The organism is Enterobacteriaceae endosymbiont of Macroplea appendiculata, assembly GCF_012571605.1.
Classification (GTDB): domain Bacteria; phylum Pseudomonadota; class Gammaproteobacteria; order Enterobacterales; family Enterobacteriaceae.
Genome location: NZ_CP046220.1, coordinates 445,580 through 466,349 on the forward strand (window position 1 = coordinate 445,580; position 20,770 = coordinate 466,349).

Annotated in this window: 21 protein-coding genes; 14 read left to right on the forward strand and 7 right to left on the reverse strand. The window is 21.6% G+C overall.

All coding sequences use genetic code 11. The features are described 5' to 3' along the window. Positions 1–16: 16 nt before the first annotated feature. The 4 genes from mnmE to rpmH all read right to left on the reverse strand — a co-directional run bounded on the left by mnmE (position 17) and on the right by rpmH (position 3,570). The gene (gene mnmE, locus GJT86_RS02150) at positions 17–1,387 is read right to left on the reverse strand and encodes a tRNA uridine-5-carboxymethylaminomethyl(34) synthesis GTPase MnmE (protein ID WP_168920627.1); all 1,371 of its coding nucleotides are present in this window, start codon (positions 1,385–1,387) and stop codon (positions 17–19) included. Positions 1,388–1,393: 6 nt separating this feature from the next. Then, positions 1,394–3,001, reverse strand: coding sequence for a membrane protein insertase YidC (gene yidC, locus GJT86_RS02155; RefSeq protein WP_168920628.1), 1,608 nt, complete (start codon positions 2,999–3,001; stop codon positions 1,394–1,396). A 63-nt stretch (positions 3,002–3,064) separates the two neighbouring features. Next, the gene (rnpA, locus tag GJT86_RS02160) at positions 3,065–3,409 is read right to left on the reverse strand and encodes a ribonuclease P protein component (protein ID WP_168920629.1); all 345 of its coding nucleotides are present in this window, start codon (positions 3,407–3,409) and stop codon (positions 3,065–3,067) included. A 17-nt stretch (positions 3,410–3,426) separates the two neighbouring features. Next, entirely contained in the window at positions 3,427–3,570 is a 144-nt protein-coding gene (gene rpmH, locus GJT86_RS02165; protein ID WP_168920630.1) for a 50S ribosomal protein L34, read from the reverse strand. A gap of 194 nt (positions 3,571–3,764) precedes the next feature. Between rpmH and dnaN the strand changes: the two genes are divergently transcribed. Together dnaN and gyrB are read left to right on the forward strand one after the other, a co-directional pair. Next, positions 3,765–4,886, forward strand: coding sequence for a DNA polymerase III subunit beta (gene dnaN, locus GJT86_RS02170; RefSeq protein WP_168920631.1), 1,122 nt, complete (start codon positions 3,765–3,767; stop codon positions 4,884–4,886). A gap of 63 nt (positions 4,887–4,949) precedes the next feature. Then, positions 4,950–7,361 (forward strand): DNA topoisomerase (ATP-hydrolyzing) subunit B, encoded by a 2,412-nt coding sequence (gene gyrB / locus GJT86_RS02175; protein ID WP_168920671.1) that lies wholly within the window; start codon positions 4,950–4,952, stop codon positions 7,359–7,361. Between the two features lie 74 nt (positions 7,362–7,435). On the opposite strand, the gene rpoZ is transcribed toward gyrB, so the two are convergent. After that, a complete protein-coding gene (gene rpoZ / locus GJT86_RS02180; RefSeq protein WP_168920632.1) occupies positions 7,436–7,702 on the reverse strand; it encodes a DNA-directed RNA polymerase subunit omega in 267 nt (88 codons plus the stop codon). A 79-nt stretch (positions 7,703–7,781) separates the two neighbouring features. Between rpoZ and ppa the strand changes: the two genes are divergently transcribed. From ppa to infA, 5 genes are all read left to right on the forward strand, one after another. Next, positions 7,782–8,312 (forward strand): inorganic diphosphatase, encoded by a 531-nt coding sequence (gene ppa, locus GJT86_RS02185; protein WP_168920633.1) that lies wholly within the window; start codon positions 7,782–7,784, stop codon positions 8,310–8,312. 117 nt (positions 8,313–8,429) lie between these two features. Beyond that, positions 8,430–9,677, forward strand: coding sequence for a phosphopyruvate hydratase (gene eno, locus GJT86_RS02190; RefSeq protein WP_168920634.1), 1,248 nt, complete (start codon positions 8,430–8,432; stop codon positions 9,675–9,677). A 118-nt stretch (positions 9,678–9,795) separates the two neighbouring features. Then, positions 9,796–11,487, forward strand: a complete 1,692-nt coding sequence (locus tag GJT86_RS02195; RefSeq protein WP_168920635.1) for an ATP-binding cassette domain-containing protein — start codon at positions 9,796–9,798, stop codon at positions 11,485–11,487. A gap of 34 nt (positions 11,488–11,521) precedes the next feature. Beyond that, positions 11,522–13,246, forward strand: coding sequence for an ATP-binding cassette domain-containing protein (locus GJT86_RS02200; protein ID WP_168920636.1), 1,725 nt, complete (start codon positions 11,522–11,524; stop codon positions 13,244–13,246). A 33-nt stretch (positions 13,247–13,279) separates the two neighbouring features. Beyond that, entirely contained in the window at positions 13,280–13,498 is a 219-nt protein-coding gene (gene infA / locus GJT86_RS02205; protein ID WP_168920637.1) for a translation initiation factor IF-1, read from the forward strand. 76 nt (positions 13,499–13,574) lie between these two features. Here the strand turns inward: infA and trxB are convergent, their stop codons facing one another. Then, positions 13,575–14,528: a thioredoxin-disulfide reductase gene (trxB, locus tag GJT86_RS02210; RefSeq protein WP_168920638.1), complete on the reverse strand. Its 954-nt coding sequence runs from the start codon at positions 14,526–14,528 to the stop codon at positions 13,575–13,577. Between the two features lie 111 nt (positions 14,529–14,639). Between trxB and serS the strand changes: the two genes are divergently transcribed. Further along, positions 14,640–15,914, forward strand: a complete 1,275-nt coding sequence (gene serS / locus GJT86_RS02215) for a serine--tRNA ligase (protein WP_168920639.1) — start codon at positions 14,640–14,642, stop codon at positions 15,912–15,914. A 3-nt stretch (positions 15,915–15,917) separates the two neighbouring features. Here the strand turns inward: serS and argR are convergent, their stop codons facing one another. Then, complete coding sequence (gene argR / locus GJT86_RS02220; RefSeq protein WP_425483776.1) at positions 15,918–16,394, reverse strand: transcriptional regulator ArgR; 477 nt, start codon at positions 16,392–16,394, stop codon at positions 15,918–15,920. Between the two features lie 294 nt (positions 16,395–16,688). Here argR and rplM point away from each other — a divergent pair, with 294 nt between their 5' ends. From rplM to cgtA, 6 genes are all read left to right on the forward strand, one after another. Next, a complete protein-coding gene (gene rplM / locus GJT86_RS02225) occupies positions 16,689–17,117 on the forward strand; it encodes a 50S ribosomal protein L13 (RefSeq protein WP_168920640.1) in 429 nt (142 codons plus the stop codon). Between the two features lie 17 nt (positions 17,118–17,134). Beyond that, the gene (gene rpsI, locus GJT86_RS02230) at positions 17,135–17,527 is read left to right on the forward strand and encodes a 30S ribosomal protein S9 (RefSeq protein WP_168920641.1); all 393 of its coding nucleotides are present in this window, start codon (positions 17,135–17,137) and stop codon (positions 17,525–17,527) included. A gap of 72 nt (positions 17,528–17,599) precedes the next feature. Continuing rightward, positions 17,600–18,874 (forward strand): UDP-N-acetylglucosamine 1-carboxyvinyltransferase, encoded by a 1,275-nt coding sequence (gene murA / locus GJT86_RS02235; RefSeq protein WP_168920642.1) that lies wholly within the window; start codon positions 17,600–17,602, stop codon positions 18,872–18,874. A gap of 115 nt (positions 18,875–18,989) precedes the next feature. After that, entirely contained in the window at positions 18,990–19,304 is a 315-nt protein-coding gene (gene rplU / locus GJT86_RS02240; protein WP_168920643.1) for a 50S ribosomal protein L21, read from the forward strand. 12 nt (positions 19,305–19,316) lie between these two features. After that, the gene (gene rpmA / locus GJT86_RS02245) at positions 19,317–19,583 is read left to right on the forward strand and encodes a 50S ribosomal protein L27 (protein WP_168920644.1); all 267 of its coding nucleotides are present in this window, start codon (positions 19,317–19,319) and stop codon (positions 19,581–19,583) included. Between the two features lie 71 nt (positions 19,584–19,654). Next, the gene (cgtA, locus tag GJT86_RS02250; RefSeq protein WP_168920645.1) at positions 19,655–20,662 is read left to right on the forward strand and encodes an Obg family GTPase CgtA; all 1,008 of its coding nucleotides are present in this window, start codon (positions 19,655–19,657) and stop codon (positions 20,660–20,662) included. Positions 20,663–20,770: the final 108 nt, after the last annotated feature.

The following is a 20,770-nucleotide window of genomic DNA, read 5'->3' on the forward strand; positions in this document are numbered from 1 at the left end:
ACTCATAATATAATTTTTATTTACCAACACAAAAATCAGAAAAAATATTATCTAATAAATTTTGTGATGTAAATTTTCCAACAATAGAATCTAATTCTATTTGCATTAATCGGAAATTTTCAGATAATAATATTATATCTATATATTGTTTTTTAGAAACAAACATTTGTTTGCTTTGTTCTATAAGATTATATATATTATTAAAGATATTTATGTGTCTTTGTTTAGATGTAAATTGGTTCTCATTATTATTTTGATTAATAATATTATCTTTAATATACTTCATTAATAATGATATGCCTTGTTTATTATATACAGATAATGTAATATTAGTCCAACCATTTATAACCTTAATATTAGCAATACTATTAGTAATATCTATTTTATTTCTTATAATAATAGTAAATTTTTTATTTATATTCTTTTTTACAGTATGCAAAAATTTTGATAACTGATTTTCTGTAATCATATCTTCTACAACTAAAAAAATATAGTCAGAATTATTCATTTCTTCAAAAGTTTTTTTAATGCCAATAGATTCAATATAATCTTTTGTTTTTCTAATACCGGCTGTATCAACTAAATTAATTAACACAGAATTAAAATTAACTTTTGTTGATAAAACATCTCTAGTAGTACCTGGGATATTAGTAATAATAGATATATTTTTTTGTGTAAGTAAATTCATTAAACTAGATTTTCCAGAATTAGTTGGACCAATTAAAGTAATTTTTATACCTTCTTGTATTTTAAGATTACATAATAAATATTTTATGATTTGTTTAGTTTGTATAGATACATAATTAATTATTTTATAAATTTTTTCATATAATTGTTTTTCATTATATTCCATAAATTCAATATTTGTTTCTAATATAGTTCTAATCTTAATTATATTATTACTAATTGGTTGTATTAATTTTAATAATGTACCATTCATTAAATTTGTAGCAGCAAATATAGCTGCTTTAGATTCAGCTGCTATTAAAGCAGATACAGCTTCTGCTTCTAATAAATTAATTTTTTTATTTAAAAAAGCTCTTTCTGTAAATTCACCAGGATTAGCTATTCTAATACCAGAAATATTCATGATAATATCATGTATTAACATTTCTAATAAAACTATTCCACCATGACAATGTAATTCTAATATATCTTCACCAGTATAAGAATATGGTTGTGGAAACCATAATACTATACCTTTATCTACGATAATATTTTGTAAATAAAAAGGTAAATAATATGCGTATCTTGGTTTCATACTTTTGATATGTAAAATATATTTTATTACACAACATGATTTTTGTCCTGAAATACGTATAATTCCTATTCCTCCCTTCCCTAAAGGAGTAGCACGTGCGATAATAGTATCAATAAAAGTATTCATAATATTTTAATTTATTTTACGATAAATATAATTTTGTTGTAATATAGTAATTATATTACTAATTATATAATATAAAATTAAACCAGATGGAAACCATAAAAAGAAAATGCTAAATACAAATGGCATAATATACATTATATATTTTTGTATTAAATCAATATTTTGATTATAATTATTACTGGACATTTTTTGAATATAAAAAATTGTTATACTCATAACAATCGGTAGTATGTATAATGGATCTTCTGCAGATAAATCTTTTATCCATAATAAGAATGGTGCATGTCGTAATTCTATGGCATTCACTAACACATAATATAATGCTAAAAAAATTGGCATTTGTATTAAAAAAGGTAAAAACCCTGATAGTGGATTTAAGCTTTCTTTTTGATATAATTTAATTAACTCTTTATTAAAAATCTTTTTATTATTTTTATATTGTATCTTTAATTTTTGTATTTTAGGTTGTAGTATACGTATACGCATAATAGTCATATATTGTATTTTAGATAAAGGGTATGTAATTATTCTCATAATGCATGTAATTACTATTATCGATAACCCCCAATTTTTTGTAAATATAAATATATAATTTAATAATATAAATAATGGTCGTGATAAAAACCATAAATAACCATAATCTATTGTTGTAAAATTTAAAGGTACTATTGTTGGTATATTTTGTGTTATTTTGGGACCTAACCATAATTTCATAGATATATGATATATTTGTCTTGGTAAAATAACATTATAAAATGTTACAGATCTAATACTAATTAAATCATGTTTAATTTTTTTAGTATATATTATACTATGTTGCTTAGTTGGTAAAATCCAAACAGTAGCAAAGTATTGTTGGATAATAGAAAACCAACCACCAGTATTAGTATACACATACATATTATGTTTATTTAAAATTTTATTAAATAAATATTTTTGATATTTTACATTTGGAATAGAATATATTATTCCTCTAAATGTTCTAGTAAAAAAATTCATATATTTTTGATTTAAAAATGGTAATGATTTAGATGGTGTTTGTTGTAATTCATTTAATACTTGAATATTAAAAGTATTGTTAGTGTTATTAACAATTTGATGATGTATTTTAATTAAAAAACTATTTTTTTTAAAAATAAAAGTTTTTGTATATACAATATTTTTATATACATAAAAGAATGGTACTTTTAATATATTTTTATCTTTAGCTAATTGATAAAAAGATGATGATGTAAAAAATTTTATTTTTTCAAATAATCTATCTGGAATATGTAATTGATCAGTTTTAATAATAAAACTATTAGCCGCATATATATAATTTTTTGTATGATTTAACAAGGTTAAATAATTCGCAGAACGTAATGTGTCTTTATAATTTAATAATCTTGCTGTTATAATATTAGCATTATTCAAATTTATATATAATAATAATTTATCGGTTTTAATGATAACATAATTGTTATTAATTAAATGTGATTTTTTTTTATATCCATAAATATTATTTATAGTATATTGTTTGTAATAAACATCACTCATTTTTTTTGTAAAGTATATAGTAAATAATATACTTAATAAACATAATATAAATATAAAAATTTTTTTTTTTAAATCCATTATTTATGTTCTCTATTTTGCATTATATATTACATTTAATAAATTTAATAAATAAATATTATTTTATTTATATTTTTCTAACAAAATATTTAAATATTTTTGTAAGGTGTTGTATTTAACATGTACAATGTTTTTATTATGAATTATAATAATATAATCCATAATTGTTATTATATGCTGATGTAAACGAAAATATTCACGGATTATTCTTTTATGTTTATTTCTCATATGTGCATATACAATATTTTTTTTAGAAATAATAATACCAAGACGTGAATATTTAAATATATTTTGCTGAACTAATAATAGATAATATTTGTTACTATATTTTGTATGATGTTTAAATATATGATAATAATGCTTGTTAGTATATAAACGTTGTTTTTTTTTAAAAGTAAAATTTAACATGATAGTATGAAAAATTTTTATTCATCAGATACACTTAAATGTACACGATGTTTACTACGACGACGATTAATAATATTACGACCATTTTTAGTAGACATGCGTTTTCTAAAACCATGTGAACGTTTACGTTTTAATACAGAAGGTTGGTAAGTACGTTTCATAATTTAACCTAATAATTTAATATACGTATTATCATAAAGTTTTTTATATATAAATTCAATAATAATTATTTTATAAAATATATAATCAGAATGTTAGTGCTTTTAATTAAATTAGTATATAATATGGATTATATAAAAAATAAATTTTTAATCATCACATCTTTATTCTAAAATAAAATTAGTATAGATGAATTATGCAATATCATATTATTATTAACCGTGAAATTTTAATTAAACCATTACAATATTTAACTAATATTATTCATAATCGTACTACTACAAATATTATACAAAATATTATCTTGTATGTACAAGATAATGGGATTATGCTTTTAAAAAGTTCGAATTTAGAAGTAGAAATAGAAATAACTATCTTATTACAAAATTGTCATTATAAAAAATATCTTATTGCTATACCAGGAAAAAAATTTTATAATATATGTCGTAGTTTACCTAATAAAACTAACATTAATATGTTATTTAACGATGATAAACAAGTACATATTTCTACAACGACATGTAGTTTTATTATATCTACTATGTCTGCAGATAATTTTCCGTATATTACTCCTTGGGTTAGTGAAATCAGTTTTGCTATTAAGCATATTGTTTTAAAACAATTAATACAATGTACTTTATTTTCTACTGCATTAAATGATATTAGACAATATTTAAATGGTATTTTATTGCATATAGAAAAAAACATTGTAAATATTGTATCTACAGATGGATATCGTTTATCTTTATGTCATATTAATATGAAAAAATCTTTTAAATCTTATAAAGTTATTATTCCTCGTAAAAGTATGGTAGAATTATTACGTATACTAAATAATACTAATCAAAATATATATATTAACATAAACACAAATAACATTAGTTTTACTGATCAAAATATAAAATTTACTTCTAAACTTATTAATAGTATTTATCCAGATTATACACAACTAATTCCTATAAAATTTTTAAAAACTATTATAATAAATAAATTTAATTTTCAAAATGCATTAACACGTATTTCTATATTAGCAGATGAACATATTAAAGGAGTTACTTTAAATATAAAAAATAAAAAATTAAAATTAATTACTAAAAATATTAATAATGAAATAGCAGAAGAAACGTTAAACATTGAAGAAGAATATCCGGAATATAAAATTAATATTTCTGTTAATATAAATTATGTGTTAGATGTTATTGCTGTATTAGATAGTGATAATATAAAAATTTCATTTATTAATGCTCATTCTAGCATTAAAATAGAAGATAATAATAATACAAATAAAATATATTTAATTATGCCTATGCAAATTTAAAGTATATTCTTATAAAACTATTTATTACACATATTAATTAATAAAAAACGAGAGTATGATTTGATTAATAATCTATATAATTCATCCAGTATACAAATACTAAAAGGATTAGATGCAGTAAAAAAAAGACCAGGAATGTATATTGGTGATACAAATAATGGTTCTGGTTTGCATCATATGGTTTTTGAAATAGTAGATAATTCTATTGATGAAGCTATTTCTGGATTTTGTAAAAATATTCAAGTTATTATACATATAGATAATTCTATTTCTGTAATCGATGATGGCCGTGGTATTCCTGTAGATATACATAAAGAAGCTAATATTTCTGCTGCTGAAGTTATTATGACTGTATTACATTCTGGCGGTAAATTTAATAATGATTCTTATCAATTATCTGGTGGTTTACATGGTGTAGGTATATCAGTTGTTAATGCTTTATCACAAAAATTAGAACTAACTATTAAAAGAAATAATAAATTATATAAACAAATTTACAAATTTGGTATACCACAAGATAAATTAAAGATCATTGGTACAAGTAACAGTACTGGTACAAATATTCGTTTTTGGCCTAATACAAATATTTTTACTAATATACAAACATTTGATTATAATATCTTATATGCAAAATTAAGAGAACTATCATTTTTAAATACAGGCATCTCAATCATCATTATTGATGAAAAAAAAAATAAATATAAAAAATTTTCATATACAGGTGGTATTATTGAATATATTCAATTTTTACACAAAAATAATAATCCTATACATAAAAAAATTTTTTATTGTAAAGAAACTACAAATACTATCTGTATTGAAATAGCTATGCAATGGAATAATTCTTTTCAAGAATATATATATTGTTTTACAAATAATATAAGACAAAATCATGGTGGTTCACATTTATCTGGTTTAAAATCTGCAGTAACACGTACATTAAATAATTTTATTTTACATGAAAAGTTGAATAAAAAAAATAAACTTAACACTATTGGTGAAGATATTCGTGAAGGACTTATAGCTATTATTTCTATTAAAATGTTAGAACCTAAATTTTCTTCACAAACTAAAGATAAACTTATATCTTCTGAAGTAAAATCTATTATAGAAACACATATAAATAATAAACTAACATCTTTTTTATTAGAAAATCCGCATGATGCTAAAAGTATAATAGAAAAAATATTACATGCTGCCCAAGTAAGAGATGCTACCAGAAAAACTAGAGAAATAACTAGGCGGCAAAATATATTTGAAATTTCTAGATTACCAGGAAAACTTGCTGATTGTCAAGAAGATAATCCAGCATTATCTGAATTATATTTAGTAGAAGGTGATTCAGCTGGTGGTTCTGCTAAACAAGGAAGAAATAGAAAAAATCAGGCTATTTTACCATTAAAAGGAAAAATATTAAATGTTGAAAAGGCAAAATTACACAAAATTTTTACTTCACAAGAAATTTTAACATTAATTACAGCATTAGGTTGTGTTATAAAACATAACAAATATAATTTACAAAAAATTCGTTATCATCGTATTATTATTATGACAGATGCAGATGTTGATGGTGCACACATACGTACTTTACTGTTAACTTTTTTTTATAGGCAAATACCAGAAATTATTGAAAAAGGTTATGTATATATAGCACAACCTCCATTATATAAAATTAAACAAGGGAAAAAGGAAATATATATTACTAATAATCATGATATGGAAAAGTTTCAATGGAATATAGCTTTTAAACATGCTAAATTTTTTTTATATAATCAAAATATACCTTTATGTGGTATTGCTTTAATAAAGTTAGCTAAAGAATATCATAATGTTATTAAAATAACACAACAAATTAATATGCAAGAATTTTTCTCTTATAATATTTTGCATGCATTAATATATAGTAAATTACTAAGTAATTTTAGTAATATACATGATATACAATGTTGGTTAGATAATTTATTAACATATTTAAATATAACATATACTACTATAAAATATTCAGGTGTTATTAATTATACAAATAATATAATTTTCCAGATTATAATTTATGAACAACAATATGGAAATAATACTCAATTTATATTAAATCAAAAATTTTTTCTTAGTCAAGAATATAAGCTTATTTATAATTTATCTAAAAAATTTTTAATGTTTAACACCTATCCAATTTATAAAGTACAATATAAAAATCAATGTAAAGATATTATTTCTTTTGATCAAGGAATAAGATGGTTATTACATGAATCTAAAAAAAACATAATAATACAAAGATATAAAGGATTAGGTGAAATGAATCCTAATCAATTATGGGAAACTACAATGAATCCATTAACACGTAGTTTATTACAAGTTACTATTCATGATGCTATTATTGCTGATAAATTATTTTATACATTAATGGGTGATGACGTTGAACCTAGAAAAAACTTTATACATCAAAATGCACTAAAAGTTATTAACCTTGATATTTAAACATACAGATTAGGTTCTAATTTTTATTTTTAAAAACATTTTTAAAAAGATTTAAAAACATGTTAATCATTATATTATTTATAACGATTATAAAATAAATTTTGTGTTATATGTAGATGATTTTCTATATTATTTTTATTATTTTTAAAAATATTTTGATTTATTAATCCCTGTTCAATTTCTTTTAGGGCTATTATTGTTGTTTTAATATGATTATAATTATTTATTAAAGGATTTTTCCCTTTTATTTGTATTTGTCTAGCTCTAGCAGAAGCAACAAGTACTAAATCAAAACGATTACCAATATTTTGTACTGCTTTATCTACAGTAATTTTAGCCATAAATTATCTTTTCCTAACTTATTTTAAATATGATACATTAATAATATATAATATCATAAAATAACATTTTACCATATAGATGAATTTAAATAATATACCTGCGGGTAACAATATCCCGCATAATATAAATGTAATAGTAGAAATTTCCATAAATACTAATCCTGTGAAATATGAAATAAACAAAAAATATGGTCTCTTATTTGTAGATCGTTTTATTTCTACAACAATGATATATCCATGTAATTATGGTTATATTAACCAAACATTATCATTAGATAATGATCCATTAGATGTATTGATATTTACAGAACATTCTATTTTACCTAGTACAGTTATTGAATGTAGACCTATAGGATTATTAAAAATGTTTGATGAATCCGGAGAAGATAAAAAAATTTTGGCAGTACCATGCAATAAAATTTCTTTAATATATCAAAATATAAAAAATATTAGTGATGTTCCCGATATATTTAAAAATAAAATAGTACATTTTTTTCAACATTATAAAGATTTAGAAAAAAATAAATGGAGTAAAATTGATAATTGGTATGATATAGATATTGCTAAAAAAGAAATTATAGTATCTATTAATAGATTTCATAATAAATAAAATGTTAAAAATTTACTTATATATGATTCTTGCATACTCTGGTTATTTGTTATTTAATAACTTATATAGTTAGAATGATTTAAATATATCAAACACTAAAAGGTAAATAAATATATCATGTCTAGAATACAAAAAGTATTTGCTAGAGAAATTATTGACTCTAGAGGTTATCCTACCATAGAAGCAGAAGTACATTTATCAAATAATATTATAGGAAGAGCATCTGTTCCTTCTGGTGCTTCTACTGGTTCTAAAGAAGCTTTAGAATTAAGAGATAAAGATAGCAACCGTTTTTTAGGTAAAGGAGTATTAACATCAATTGATATAATTAATAATATTATCAATAAGTATTTAACAAATGAAAATTCTTTAAATCAAGCATATATTGATGAAATTATGATTAATTTAGATAATACAGAAAATAAAAAAAATTTTGGTGCTAATACTATTTTAGCTGTATCTTTAGCAAATGTTAAGGCAGCAGCATTATATAATAATCTTCCATTATTTAAATATATTAGTCATATTTATGAAAATACAAAAAAACTGTTTATGCCATTACCTATGATTAATATTATTAATGGAGGGAAACATGCTAATAATAATTTAGATATACAAGAATTTATGATTCAACCAATAACTGCAATAAACATTAAAGAATCCATTAGAATAGGAGCGGAAATTTTTCATCATTTAGCACAAGTTTTAAAAAAATATCATATGATTACTGCAGTAGGTGATGAAGGAGGGTATGCGCCAAATTTAAAAAACAATAGTGAAGCTTTTGATATGATTATTGAAGCTATTACCAAAGCTGGTTTTGTTATAGGACAAGATATCACGTTTGCAATTGATTGTGCTGCTTCTGAGTTATATCAAAATAATAAATATTATTTATCAGGTGAAAAATTAATTTTAAATTCTCAAGAATTTACAGATTTTTTATTAAAATTAACACAAAAATATCCTATCACATCTATAGAAGATGGATTATATGAATCAGATTGGCAAGGTTTTATTTATCAAACTAAAATGTTAGGACACAAAATACAATTAGTTGGAGACGATTTATTTGTTACAAATACAAAATTTTTAAAACAAGGAATTACACAACATATTGCTAATGCGATTTTAATTAAACCAAATCAAATTGGTACTTTAACAGAAACATTTACTACCATTAAAATGGCACAAAATGCTAATTATAAAATTATTATTTCACATCGTTCAGGGGAAACAGAAGATACATTTATTGCTGATCTTGCAGTAGGTGTAGGTGCTGAACAAATTAAAACAGGATCTATGAGTCGTTCGGAACGAATAGCTAAATATAATCAATTAATTAGAATTGAAGAAATATTATAAATATTTTATAGTATATATAAACAATGTTTACATTATTAGATAATGTATTATATTGTATTTGGCATTAGATTTTCATTATTATTCTTAAAATTAATGTAGTGTGATATAAATATATTATATGCAAATTTCTAAAGAAAGAATTATTATTTGGTTAAAACAACAAAGTAAAATATCTATACATTTATTAAAATTATCTTATTTATTTAATATGATTTATGTTGTAATTGTGATATTACATCATGCAATATTAGCACAACAAATACAATTAGTATTTATAGAAAAAGAAAGTCAAATATTATATATTATGTATAGTTTATGTTTTGTAATGAAATCCATTATATATGTCATTATTAAACATTTTAATTATGAGTATAGTCAAGCTGTGAAAAACAGTATTCGTAGTCAAATTATTAATAAATTTACTAGTTTAAATTATAATGAATTATCTAAACAAACAGAAACAAATACAACTGGTAGTCATTTATCCTTACTTATAGATCATGTAGAAAACTTAAAAGAATATTATAACCAATATGTACCGCAATTATTTACTAATATAACATTTATATGTTTTATATTCTTTATAATCTTTTTTATAAATTGGTTATCTAGTATAATATTATTATTATGTAGTATGATAATGATACTATTTATTATATTAATAGGTTATCAAACTGAAAAAAAAAATAAAAAATATTTTAAAATATTATCAATATTAAGCGGTTTGTTTTTAAATAGAATAAAAAATATAGAAATAATTAGATTATTTAATTTTCCTAAAATAACTATTATAAAATTAATTAAATATATTGAAGATTTTAGAATTAAAAATTTAGAAATTTTAAAAATTGCATTTTTAACATCTTCTATATTAGATTTTTTTACTTCTATATCATTTGCGTTTATTGCAATGTATTTTAGTTTTTCATATTTAAGTTTAATACATTTACCCATAAAAAATATTACTATTTTAAATAGTTTTTTTATATTAATTTTAATAGCAGAATATTTTCAACATTTTAATAATTTAGGTTTATTATATCATACTAAAGCTAGAGCTATTGGCGCTGCTGATTTGATCATACAATTTTTAGAAAATAAAAAATATATTTTACAAGGAAAGAAAATATTAATACTACATAATCAAAAGCATATATTTATATATGCTAAAAATTTAATTGTAAAAGATCATTTTAAAAATATATTAATTGGACCTATATCATTTCAAATACATTATGGGCAATGTATTATTCTAACAGGACCTAGTGGTTGTGGTAAATCAACATTATTAAATGTACTTTTAGGATTTATATCTTATGAAGGAATACTTAAAATTAACAATATAGATTTCAAGTTATTAAATTTATCATACTGGTACCATATAATTTCATGGGTCAGACAAAATCCAATATTACCAGCACCTACTATTAAAGAAAATTTATTTTTTAATAATAATCTTGATACTCAACATATCAATAATATAATGAGAATATTAGGTATTCAAAGTTTTATTAAAAAATTCCCACAAGGTTTAGATACAATAATTAATATTAATACTAATTTTTTATCTATTGGACAAATACAAAGAATAGCAATTGCTAGAGCTTTAATTAAACCACATAAATTATTATTATTAGACGAACCAACATCTAATATTGATCTATTTAGCGAACAAAAGATTATTCACGCACTACATAATACTATATTAAATACTAGTATTATTTGCACACACAAAATTGATAATATAAAAGATGCTCATTTTATTTGGTTTATGAATAAAGGTAAAATTATTAAAAAAATGCTATTGTAAAACCATTTAATATAAATTTGAAGGGATAAAGTTAATGTCTTTAATATTATTATTTTTAAAATATCAAAAAAAACATTTCTATATACTTGTATTAGGAATATTATTAACAATTATGATAAATATCATGAATATTTCTTTATTAATTTTATCTGGTATATTATTGACTTCAGTATTTATGTTTCACAACAATACTATAGAATACAATTATATTATTCCTTCTATAATAATAAGAATATTATCTTTATCTAAAACAATTATAAAATATTGTGAAAAAATAATTAAACATAATAATACTTTACATATATTAAGTAATTTAAGAATTTTAATATTTAAGAAAATTTTTCCTTTACATCCATGTGATATCAGTTATATATATCATCATGAAATATTACATCTTTTTATTACAGATATAGAAAATATAGATATTTTATATTTACAAATTATTGTTCCTATAATTAATGTATTATTCATTATATTAATAATATTAATAATTTTATTAATAAAACATTATTTATTAGCTATATTATTTATGTTATGTTTATGTTTACCATTAATATTTTATATCATATATTTTTATAAAAAAAATAAAATTAATAGTTTTACTAATATGATAGTTAAAAAACAATTTTATTTAATTATATATAATTTTCTGTTATATCAAAAAGAATATAAGATATTTGAAAATATGGTTCAGATATGTAAAAAAATAAATTTTTTTCAAAAACAATGGGACATACAAAACAAAATACAACATTATTTTAATATTAAGTCTTATATAATTTTATTTACTTTAATAAATATTAATTTTTTATTTATTATTATAATAAGTAAAATTTTGTTTTTAAAACACATAATTTCAATATCATTTATTGTTTCTTTGTTTTTATGTATTAACATATTAAATCATGTGATATTAGATATCAATAATATTATTAATAAAATTCATTATATATTATTATCTACACGAAATGTTTTTGAAATTTTTAAAAAAAAACCTACTATTACATTTGTAAAAAATACATTTTTTTTTAAAAAATTTATATCATTAAAAATAATGAAGCTTTCTTTTTATTATCCAACTAACAACACTATACAGACAAAAGTATTAAATAATATATCATTAACTATTACATATAATAAAAAAATTGCAATTACAGGACATAATGGCTGTGGTAAATCAACTTTATTAATGTTATTAACACGTGCCTGGGACCCAATAATGGGTAATATATATTTAAATAACTGTAATTTAAAAAATATTAGTTTATATATGTTAAGAAAACATATTAGTATAGTACCGCAAAAAACTGATGTATTAAATGATACATTAAAAAATAATTTATTATTAAATAATCAAAATAATAGTAATATTAATAAACAATTTTTAATAAAAATTTTATGTTGTGTGGGATTAAAAAAACTATTAGAACATAATACACAAGGATTACATATGTTATTAGGAGAAAATGGCAGATTATTATCTGGTGGAGAATTAAGAAAATTAGCTATTGCAAGAATATTATTACAAAATAGTAATTTAGTTCTATTAGATGAACCCACAACAAACTTAGATAAACATTCTTGTAAACAAATTTTACAAATACTATTTAAAAAATTTAAAAATAAAACTATGATTTTTGTTACACACGATATAAATATTCTTAAAAAAATGGATTATATATATTATATGGATAATGGTTCTGTTAAAGCACAAGGTAGTTATCTTGATTTATTGAAACAAAAAAGATATTATGAGTAGTATAAAAAATTTGTAATATTATAAAGGTATGAAATGTCTAAAGAAAAAAATATAGAAATGCAAGGTATCGTATTAAATACATTACCTAATACTATTTTTAATGTAAAATTAGAAAATGGACATGTTGTGACAGCACATATATCAGGTAAAATGAGAAAGAATTATATTCGTATTTTAACAGGTGATAAAGTAACAGTAGAACTTACTCCTTATGATTTAAGTAAAGGTAGAATAATTTTTCGTAGTCGTTAATATAATATTTATTATATATAAGATATAATTACATAGGATCATGTTATTTTATGTTTAAATTATATTATTAATAGTTTTATTCTATCATAGTAGTATATAAGTAATTTTGTACATCTAACGCTGCCATACATCCTGTAGCTGATGAAGTAATTGCTTGTCTATATATCTTATCCATTACATCTCCGGCAGCAAAAATACCTTTAATATTTGTTTGTGTATACAAATTCTTTTTATAAGTAATAATATATCCATCATTATCTAAATTTAATTGATTTTTAAATATTTTAGTATTAGGTATACTACCAATTAATATAAATACAGCATTTAATTTTAAAATAAAATTATCTTTTATATGTTTAATATGACTAATATGTATACCTGTTACACCATTTATATCACCTATAATATTTTTTACTATGTAAGGTTGATGTAAAAATATATTTTTTTTATTTTTCATAATAAAATTTATTTTTTTAATTAAAATATCATCTGCAGTAAATATGGTTTTTCTATGTATAAGATGTACTTCTGAAGCAATATTAGATAAATATAATGCTTCTTCTAATGCAGAATTACCACCACCAATAACAGCAACTTTTTGATTGCGATATAATAATCCATCGCATATAGCACATGATGAAACTCCTTTACCAAAAAATTTCTTTTCAGATAATAAACCTAACTTTTTAGGATAGGAACCTGTAGCAATAATAAGACTTTTACAATGATATTTATTATTTTCCCCTTGTAAAATAAATGGAAATGTATTGAACATTACTTGTATGATGTTATCATGTATTATTTTTGTATTATAATACATAGCATGATTATATAAATTATCCATTAACTGACTACCAGTAATATTAGGATAATTACCTGGCCAATTTTCCACATTATTAGTTTGTGTTAGTTGCCCTCCTACTCTATTTCCTGTGATAATAACAGGAAATAAATTGGCACGGGCAGCATATATTGCTGCTGTATACCCTGCTGGTCCTGAACCAAGAATAATTAATTGATTAATATTCATAAAACAAATAATAAAAAATATATGTTTAATTAATATAACATGTTTTATATATCAATTTACATATATATAATATATAATTTGTAATATTTTATATTATATGGATAAATTATTATGATTGATATTAATTTAATAAGAAAAAATTTGTATTTAATATATACTAAATTAAAAACAAGAAATTTTCTTTTAGATATAAAGTCGATACAAAAATATGAAAATTTAAGAAAAAAATTACAAAATAACATAAATATTTTATATCAAAAAAAAAAGTATATGCAAGATTCTATAAACATACAAAATAAAAACCTTATACAAACTAAAATTAAATCATTAAATATACAATTAACTACTACAAAAAATAAACTAACAAATATCATGACATATTTAGAAAATATTTATGATACTATACCAAATTTACCATTAGATGATGTGCCAATAGGAGAACATTATAATGATCATAAAGAAATATTATATTGGGGAAAAAAACTAAAATATAATTTCTTAATACGTAATCATATTGAATTAGGATTATTACATAATGGTATAGATATAGAATCTGGTACTAATCTAAGTGGTTCAAAATTTATTGTTATGAAAGGACCAATAGCATATTTACATAGAATATTAATTCAATTTATGTTAGATACACATATACAACAACATCATTATAAAGAAATATATATACCCTATATTGTTAAAAAAGAAGCTTTGTATGGTACAGGACAATTACCAAAATTTGCAAAAGATTTATATGCTGTACATAATATGCAATTAAATACACATTATTTAATTCCTACAGCAGAAGTACCTTTAACTAATTTAGTAGCTAATACTATATTACGTGAAGAACAATTACCAATAAAATTAGTTGCACATAGTCCATGTTTTCGTGCAGAAGCAGGATCTTATGGACAAATGAATAAAGGATTAATACGTACACATCAATTTGAAAAAGTAGAACTTATTCAATTAGTTACACCAAATATGTCTGTAAAAACATTAGAAGAATTGACTTTACATGCTGAAAAAATATTACAATTATTAGAATTACCATATAGAAAAATATTATTATGTTCTGGAGATATGAGTTTTGCTGCAAGTAAAACATATGATTTAGAAGTATGGTTACCTTCGATTAATAAATATTGTGAAATATCTTCTTGTTCCAATATGTGGGATTTCCAAGCACGAAGAATGAAAGCACGATATAAAAATCGTGAAAATAATCACATTAATTATATACATACTTTAAATGCATCTGCTTTAGCTATAGGGCGTACACTAGCTGCTATAATGGAAAATTATCAATTAAAAGATGGTTCGATACAAATTCCTAAAATATTACAATCATATATGAAAGGATTAAAAATAATTAATTATATTAAATAATATTTATTTATGTTCAAATAACACTTGTATAGTATTATATAAATGTACGGTTTTTAGTAAATTTATTGGTACTACTAAAATAGTATCATCTCCAGCAATAGTACCTAATATACCTTCTGCTTTACCTAAAGAATCTAATAAACGAGCAATTAATTGTGCAGCTCCTGGACTTGTATGAATAATAATAAGCATATCATTATAATCAATATCTAATACTAGATTTTTTAATGGACTAGTTGTGTTTGGATAATTTAATTCTAAGGGTAAACAATATACCATTTGCATTTTTGTATTTCTAGTTCTTACTGCACCTAATTTTGTTAACATTCTAGAGACTTTTGATTGATTAATCTTACTAAAACCCTTCTGTTGTAATGCATTTACAATTTCTGTTTGTGTACTAAATGTTTCTTGTCGTATTAATTGTTTAAAAATTTTAATTAAATTTATTTCTTTTTTTTTGGTAGAATAAATATGCATATAGCTCACCGACAAAATAAAAAACACCACCAATATTATAATATTAAGAATATTTATAAAAACTTTTTGTACTAAATTTAATTATTTACATAACCGTATTATTGTAGTATAATGATATTGTTATTGTCAAGCAATATCATGATTACTTTATATATTAAACGTGATATTATTTTTTTTATAACTTTATCGAGTACATATATATTGATTAAATTTTTCATGTCTATTACAGTATGGGATAATATCCTTACATATTTTATAACGAAATATATGATAATTTTATGGATTTAATAAATTATGAGTAATAATACAGTACGTATAGATAATAATCATCGTTCTTGGTATCTTATTAATGCTAAAGAACAAATTTTAGGTCGTTTAGCTACAAAAATAGTTTATTATTTAATAGGTAAACATAAAGTTATGTACACACCCAGTATTGATATAGGAGATTATGTTATAGTTATAAATGCACAAAAAATTAATATTACAGGAAATAAAAGAAAAAACAAGTTTTATTTTAGTCATAGTGGTTATTCTGGTGGTTTTAAAAAAATATCTTTTGAAAAATTAATATCTATCCATCCCCAAAAAATAATATATCATGCTGTTAAAGGAATGTTACCTAAAAACAAAATTGGATGTATAGTTTTAAAAAGATTAAAAATTTATGCCGATAAAACCCATCAACATCAAGCACAACAACAACATATTTATAATATTTAATATAGGATAATAAATATATGTCAATAACTTACCATTATGCTACTGGTAGAAGGAAAACTTCTTCTTCAAGAGTTTTTATAAAAAAAGGTAAGGGAATTATTAATATTAATAAAAAATCTTTAGAAAATTTTTTTTCACAAAATGTATATCGTACTTTAGTTACACAACCTTTAACGTTATTAAATATAAAAAATAATATAGATTTATATATTACTGTAAAAGGTGGTGGTAACATGGGACAAGCTGGAGCTATCAGACATGGCATTACAAGAGCTTTAATTAAATATGATAAAAATTTTAGACATGATTTAAAACAAGCAGGTTTTATTACTAGAGATGATCGTCAAGTAGAACGTAAGAAAGTAGGTTTTAAAAAAGCTAGACGTAGTCCACAATTTTCAAAACGTTAGAAAAAATTTTATTAAACATTTTATTGATTAAACATAACTTTTGCTAATATAGTTTGTTTTATAGAGATTATTATGGATAAACTTATTATAAAAGGGCCTGTAAAATTACAAGGAAAAGTAAGAATTTCAGGTGCTAAAAACGCAGCACTACCTATTTTACTATCCACTATTTTACTTAATGGCACAATAAGTATTAATAATATTCCATATATTAAAGATATTGATATTGCTATTAAATTATTGCAATGTTTAGGAGCTAAAATAAAAAAAGGTAAATTATTATATTTAGATACCAGAAATATAAAGAATAATTTATTACCTAAACAATTTATTACTGTTATTCGTGCATCGGTGTGGATTATAAGTCCTTTGTTAGTACGTTTTGGCAAATTTCGTATGTTTTATCCGGGAGGTTGTGCAATTGGTAAACGTCCTATAGATTTACATATAAAATATTTATGTCAATTAGGAGCTGTTATAAAAGAAAAGAAAAATTATATTATAGGATATATTCCGAATAAAATAATAGGCACGCATATTATTATGGATAAAATTAGTGTAGGAGCGACTATTAGTACTATACTACTAGCAATTTTTGCTAAAGGAATTACTATTATTGATAATCCAGCTAAAGAACCAGAAATACAAGATTTATCAAATTTTTTAAATTTTATGGGTGCAAGAATTTATGGTACCGGAACTAATAGAATTACTATTAACGGCATACAATATTTAAATGATAAAAATAAAATATATACGATTATTCCTGATAGAATAGAAACAGGTACTTTTTTAGTTGCAGCTGCTATGTCAAAAAGTAAAATTATATGTGAACATACTAATCCACAACATCTAACTGTAGTTTTAGAAAAATTGAAAGATACTGGTGCAAATATACAAATAGGAAAAAATTGGTGTAGTTTAGATATGAATAATAAAACACCTAAAGCTGTAGATATTATTACTGGACCATATCCAAATTTTCCAACAGATATGCAAACATTATTTACTGTATTAAATGCAATTTCACATGGTATAAGTAATATCACAGAAACTATTTTTGAAAATAGGTTTTTACATATTTTTGAATTAAAAAAAATGGGCGCAGAAATATTTTTAAAAAATAATAGGATAATGTATATTAATGGTAAAAAAATGTTGAAAGGAACACAAGTTATAGCTACTGATTTACGCGCTTCTATTAGTTTAGTTTTAGCTGGATGCCATGCTATCGGTACTACTATTATACATAATATTAATTATATTGATCGTGGTTATGAAAATATAGAACAAAAATTATTATTATTAGGAGCTAAAATAAAAAGAATAAAAAGAATAAAAATATAGAAATATCATTAATTCTATTTTAGAATATAATTAAATAATATTTTTTTATATATATTCACACCATATTAAATTATATACTATATCTTATTATGTAATTTTCGGAAAGGTTAAAAACATGTATGCTATTTTTCATAATGGCGGTAAACAATATAAGATTACCATAGGACAAATTATACATATAGATAAACATCATATAGAACATATAGGAGAAATTATTCATTTTACAAAAATATTAGTAATATTTAGTACAGATGTATTTTATATTGGGAAACCATATATTTTGGGTGCTAGAATTACTGCAAAACTTATTCAACACAAGAAAAATACAAAAATAAAAGTTGTTAAGTTCCATCGTAGAAAACATTATAAAAAAATTCAAGGACATAGACAATTATATACTATAGTTAAAATTCTTGATATACAAAAATAATAAGGACATAGTATGGCACAAAAAAAAGCTGGTGGTTCATCTAGAAATGGTAGGGATTCACGTTCTAAAAGATTAGGTGTTAAACATTTTGGTGGAGAAATTGTATCTGCAGGATATATTATTGTACGTCAACGAGGTACTAAATTCCATGCTGGTATTAATGTTGGATGTGGTAAAGATCATACATTATTTGCTAAAATTAAAGGCATTGTAAAATTTATTAAAAAAGGTATTAATAATAAAATATATATTCATGTTATTAACGATAACATTACATAATGGATTTTATGTAACAGGCACAATACTAAATATATAACATTTTGTAATAAATTTATTGTATTGGAGTATGAATGAAATTAATAGATAAAGTAATCATATTTGTTATGGCGGGTAAAGGAGGCAATGGATGTATTAGTTTTCGACGTGAAAAATATATTCCTAAAGGTGGACCTGATGGTGGTAATGGTGGTAATGGTGGTAATATATACTTAATGTCTAGTAACTATATTAATAATTTAAAACAGTATCATCATAAAAAATATTATGTATCAGAAAATGGTTCTCATGGCAAAAGATATCAATGCACAGGTAGTAAAGGTAAAGATTTAGTTTTATTAATTCCTTTAGGTACAATAGTTATTGATTTAGTAACAAATATAATTATTAAAAAGTTCAATAAAAATAATTTTAAATTTTTAATTGCTAGAGGTGGTGTACATGGTCTAGGTAATACATATTTTAAATCATCAACTAATAGAACTCCTTATCAAAATACCCAAGGGAAGTATGGTGAATCTAAAAAAATACAATTACAACAAAATATTGCAGTAGATGTTAGTGTATTAGGTATGCCTAATACTGGAAAATCTACTTTCATTACCAAAATATCTACAGCAAACACAAAAATTGCTGATTATCCTTTTACTACTCAAACAGCTATTATGGGAATGGTAAAAAATAATTTCCACCGTTCTTTTATGATATTAGATACTCCAGGTATCATAACAAACTCTTTTAAAGGTGCTGGTTTAGGTTTAAAATTTATTAAACCATTGAAATATTGTAGTTTATTATTACATTTTATAGATATTACTATTATTAATAATAATAATTTACTTAATAATATTAATATTATTAATAACGAAATTATTCAATTAGATCCTTTAATTTATCATAAAGAAACATGGATTATTTTTAATAAAATTGATTTAATAACTAATTTAAATAATATTAAACAAAATATATGTGATATGTTGTTAAACACACAATATCGTAAATATTATTTTATTTCTTCTAAAATAGGGATTGGAATAAATAAACTATATCAAGATATTTGTAAGCATATTACATCCATTTAATATGTTTGATATTATTAACTTCATATATCATCAATATAAGCTGCGCTATTATATTTTATTTATTAGAAATAATATGGCATGCATTTTATATAAAATAAATAATTAAAT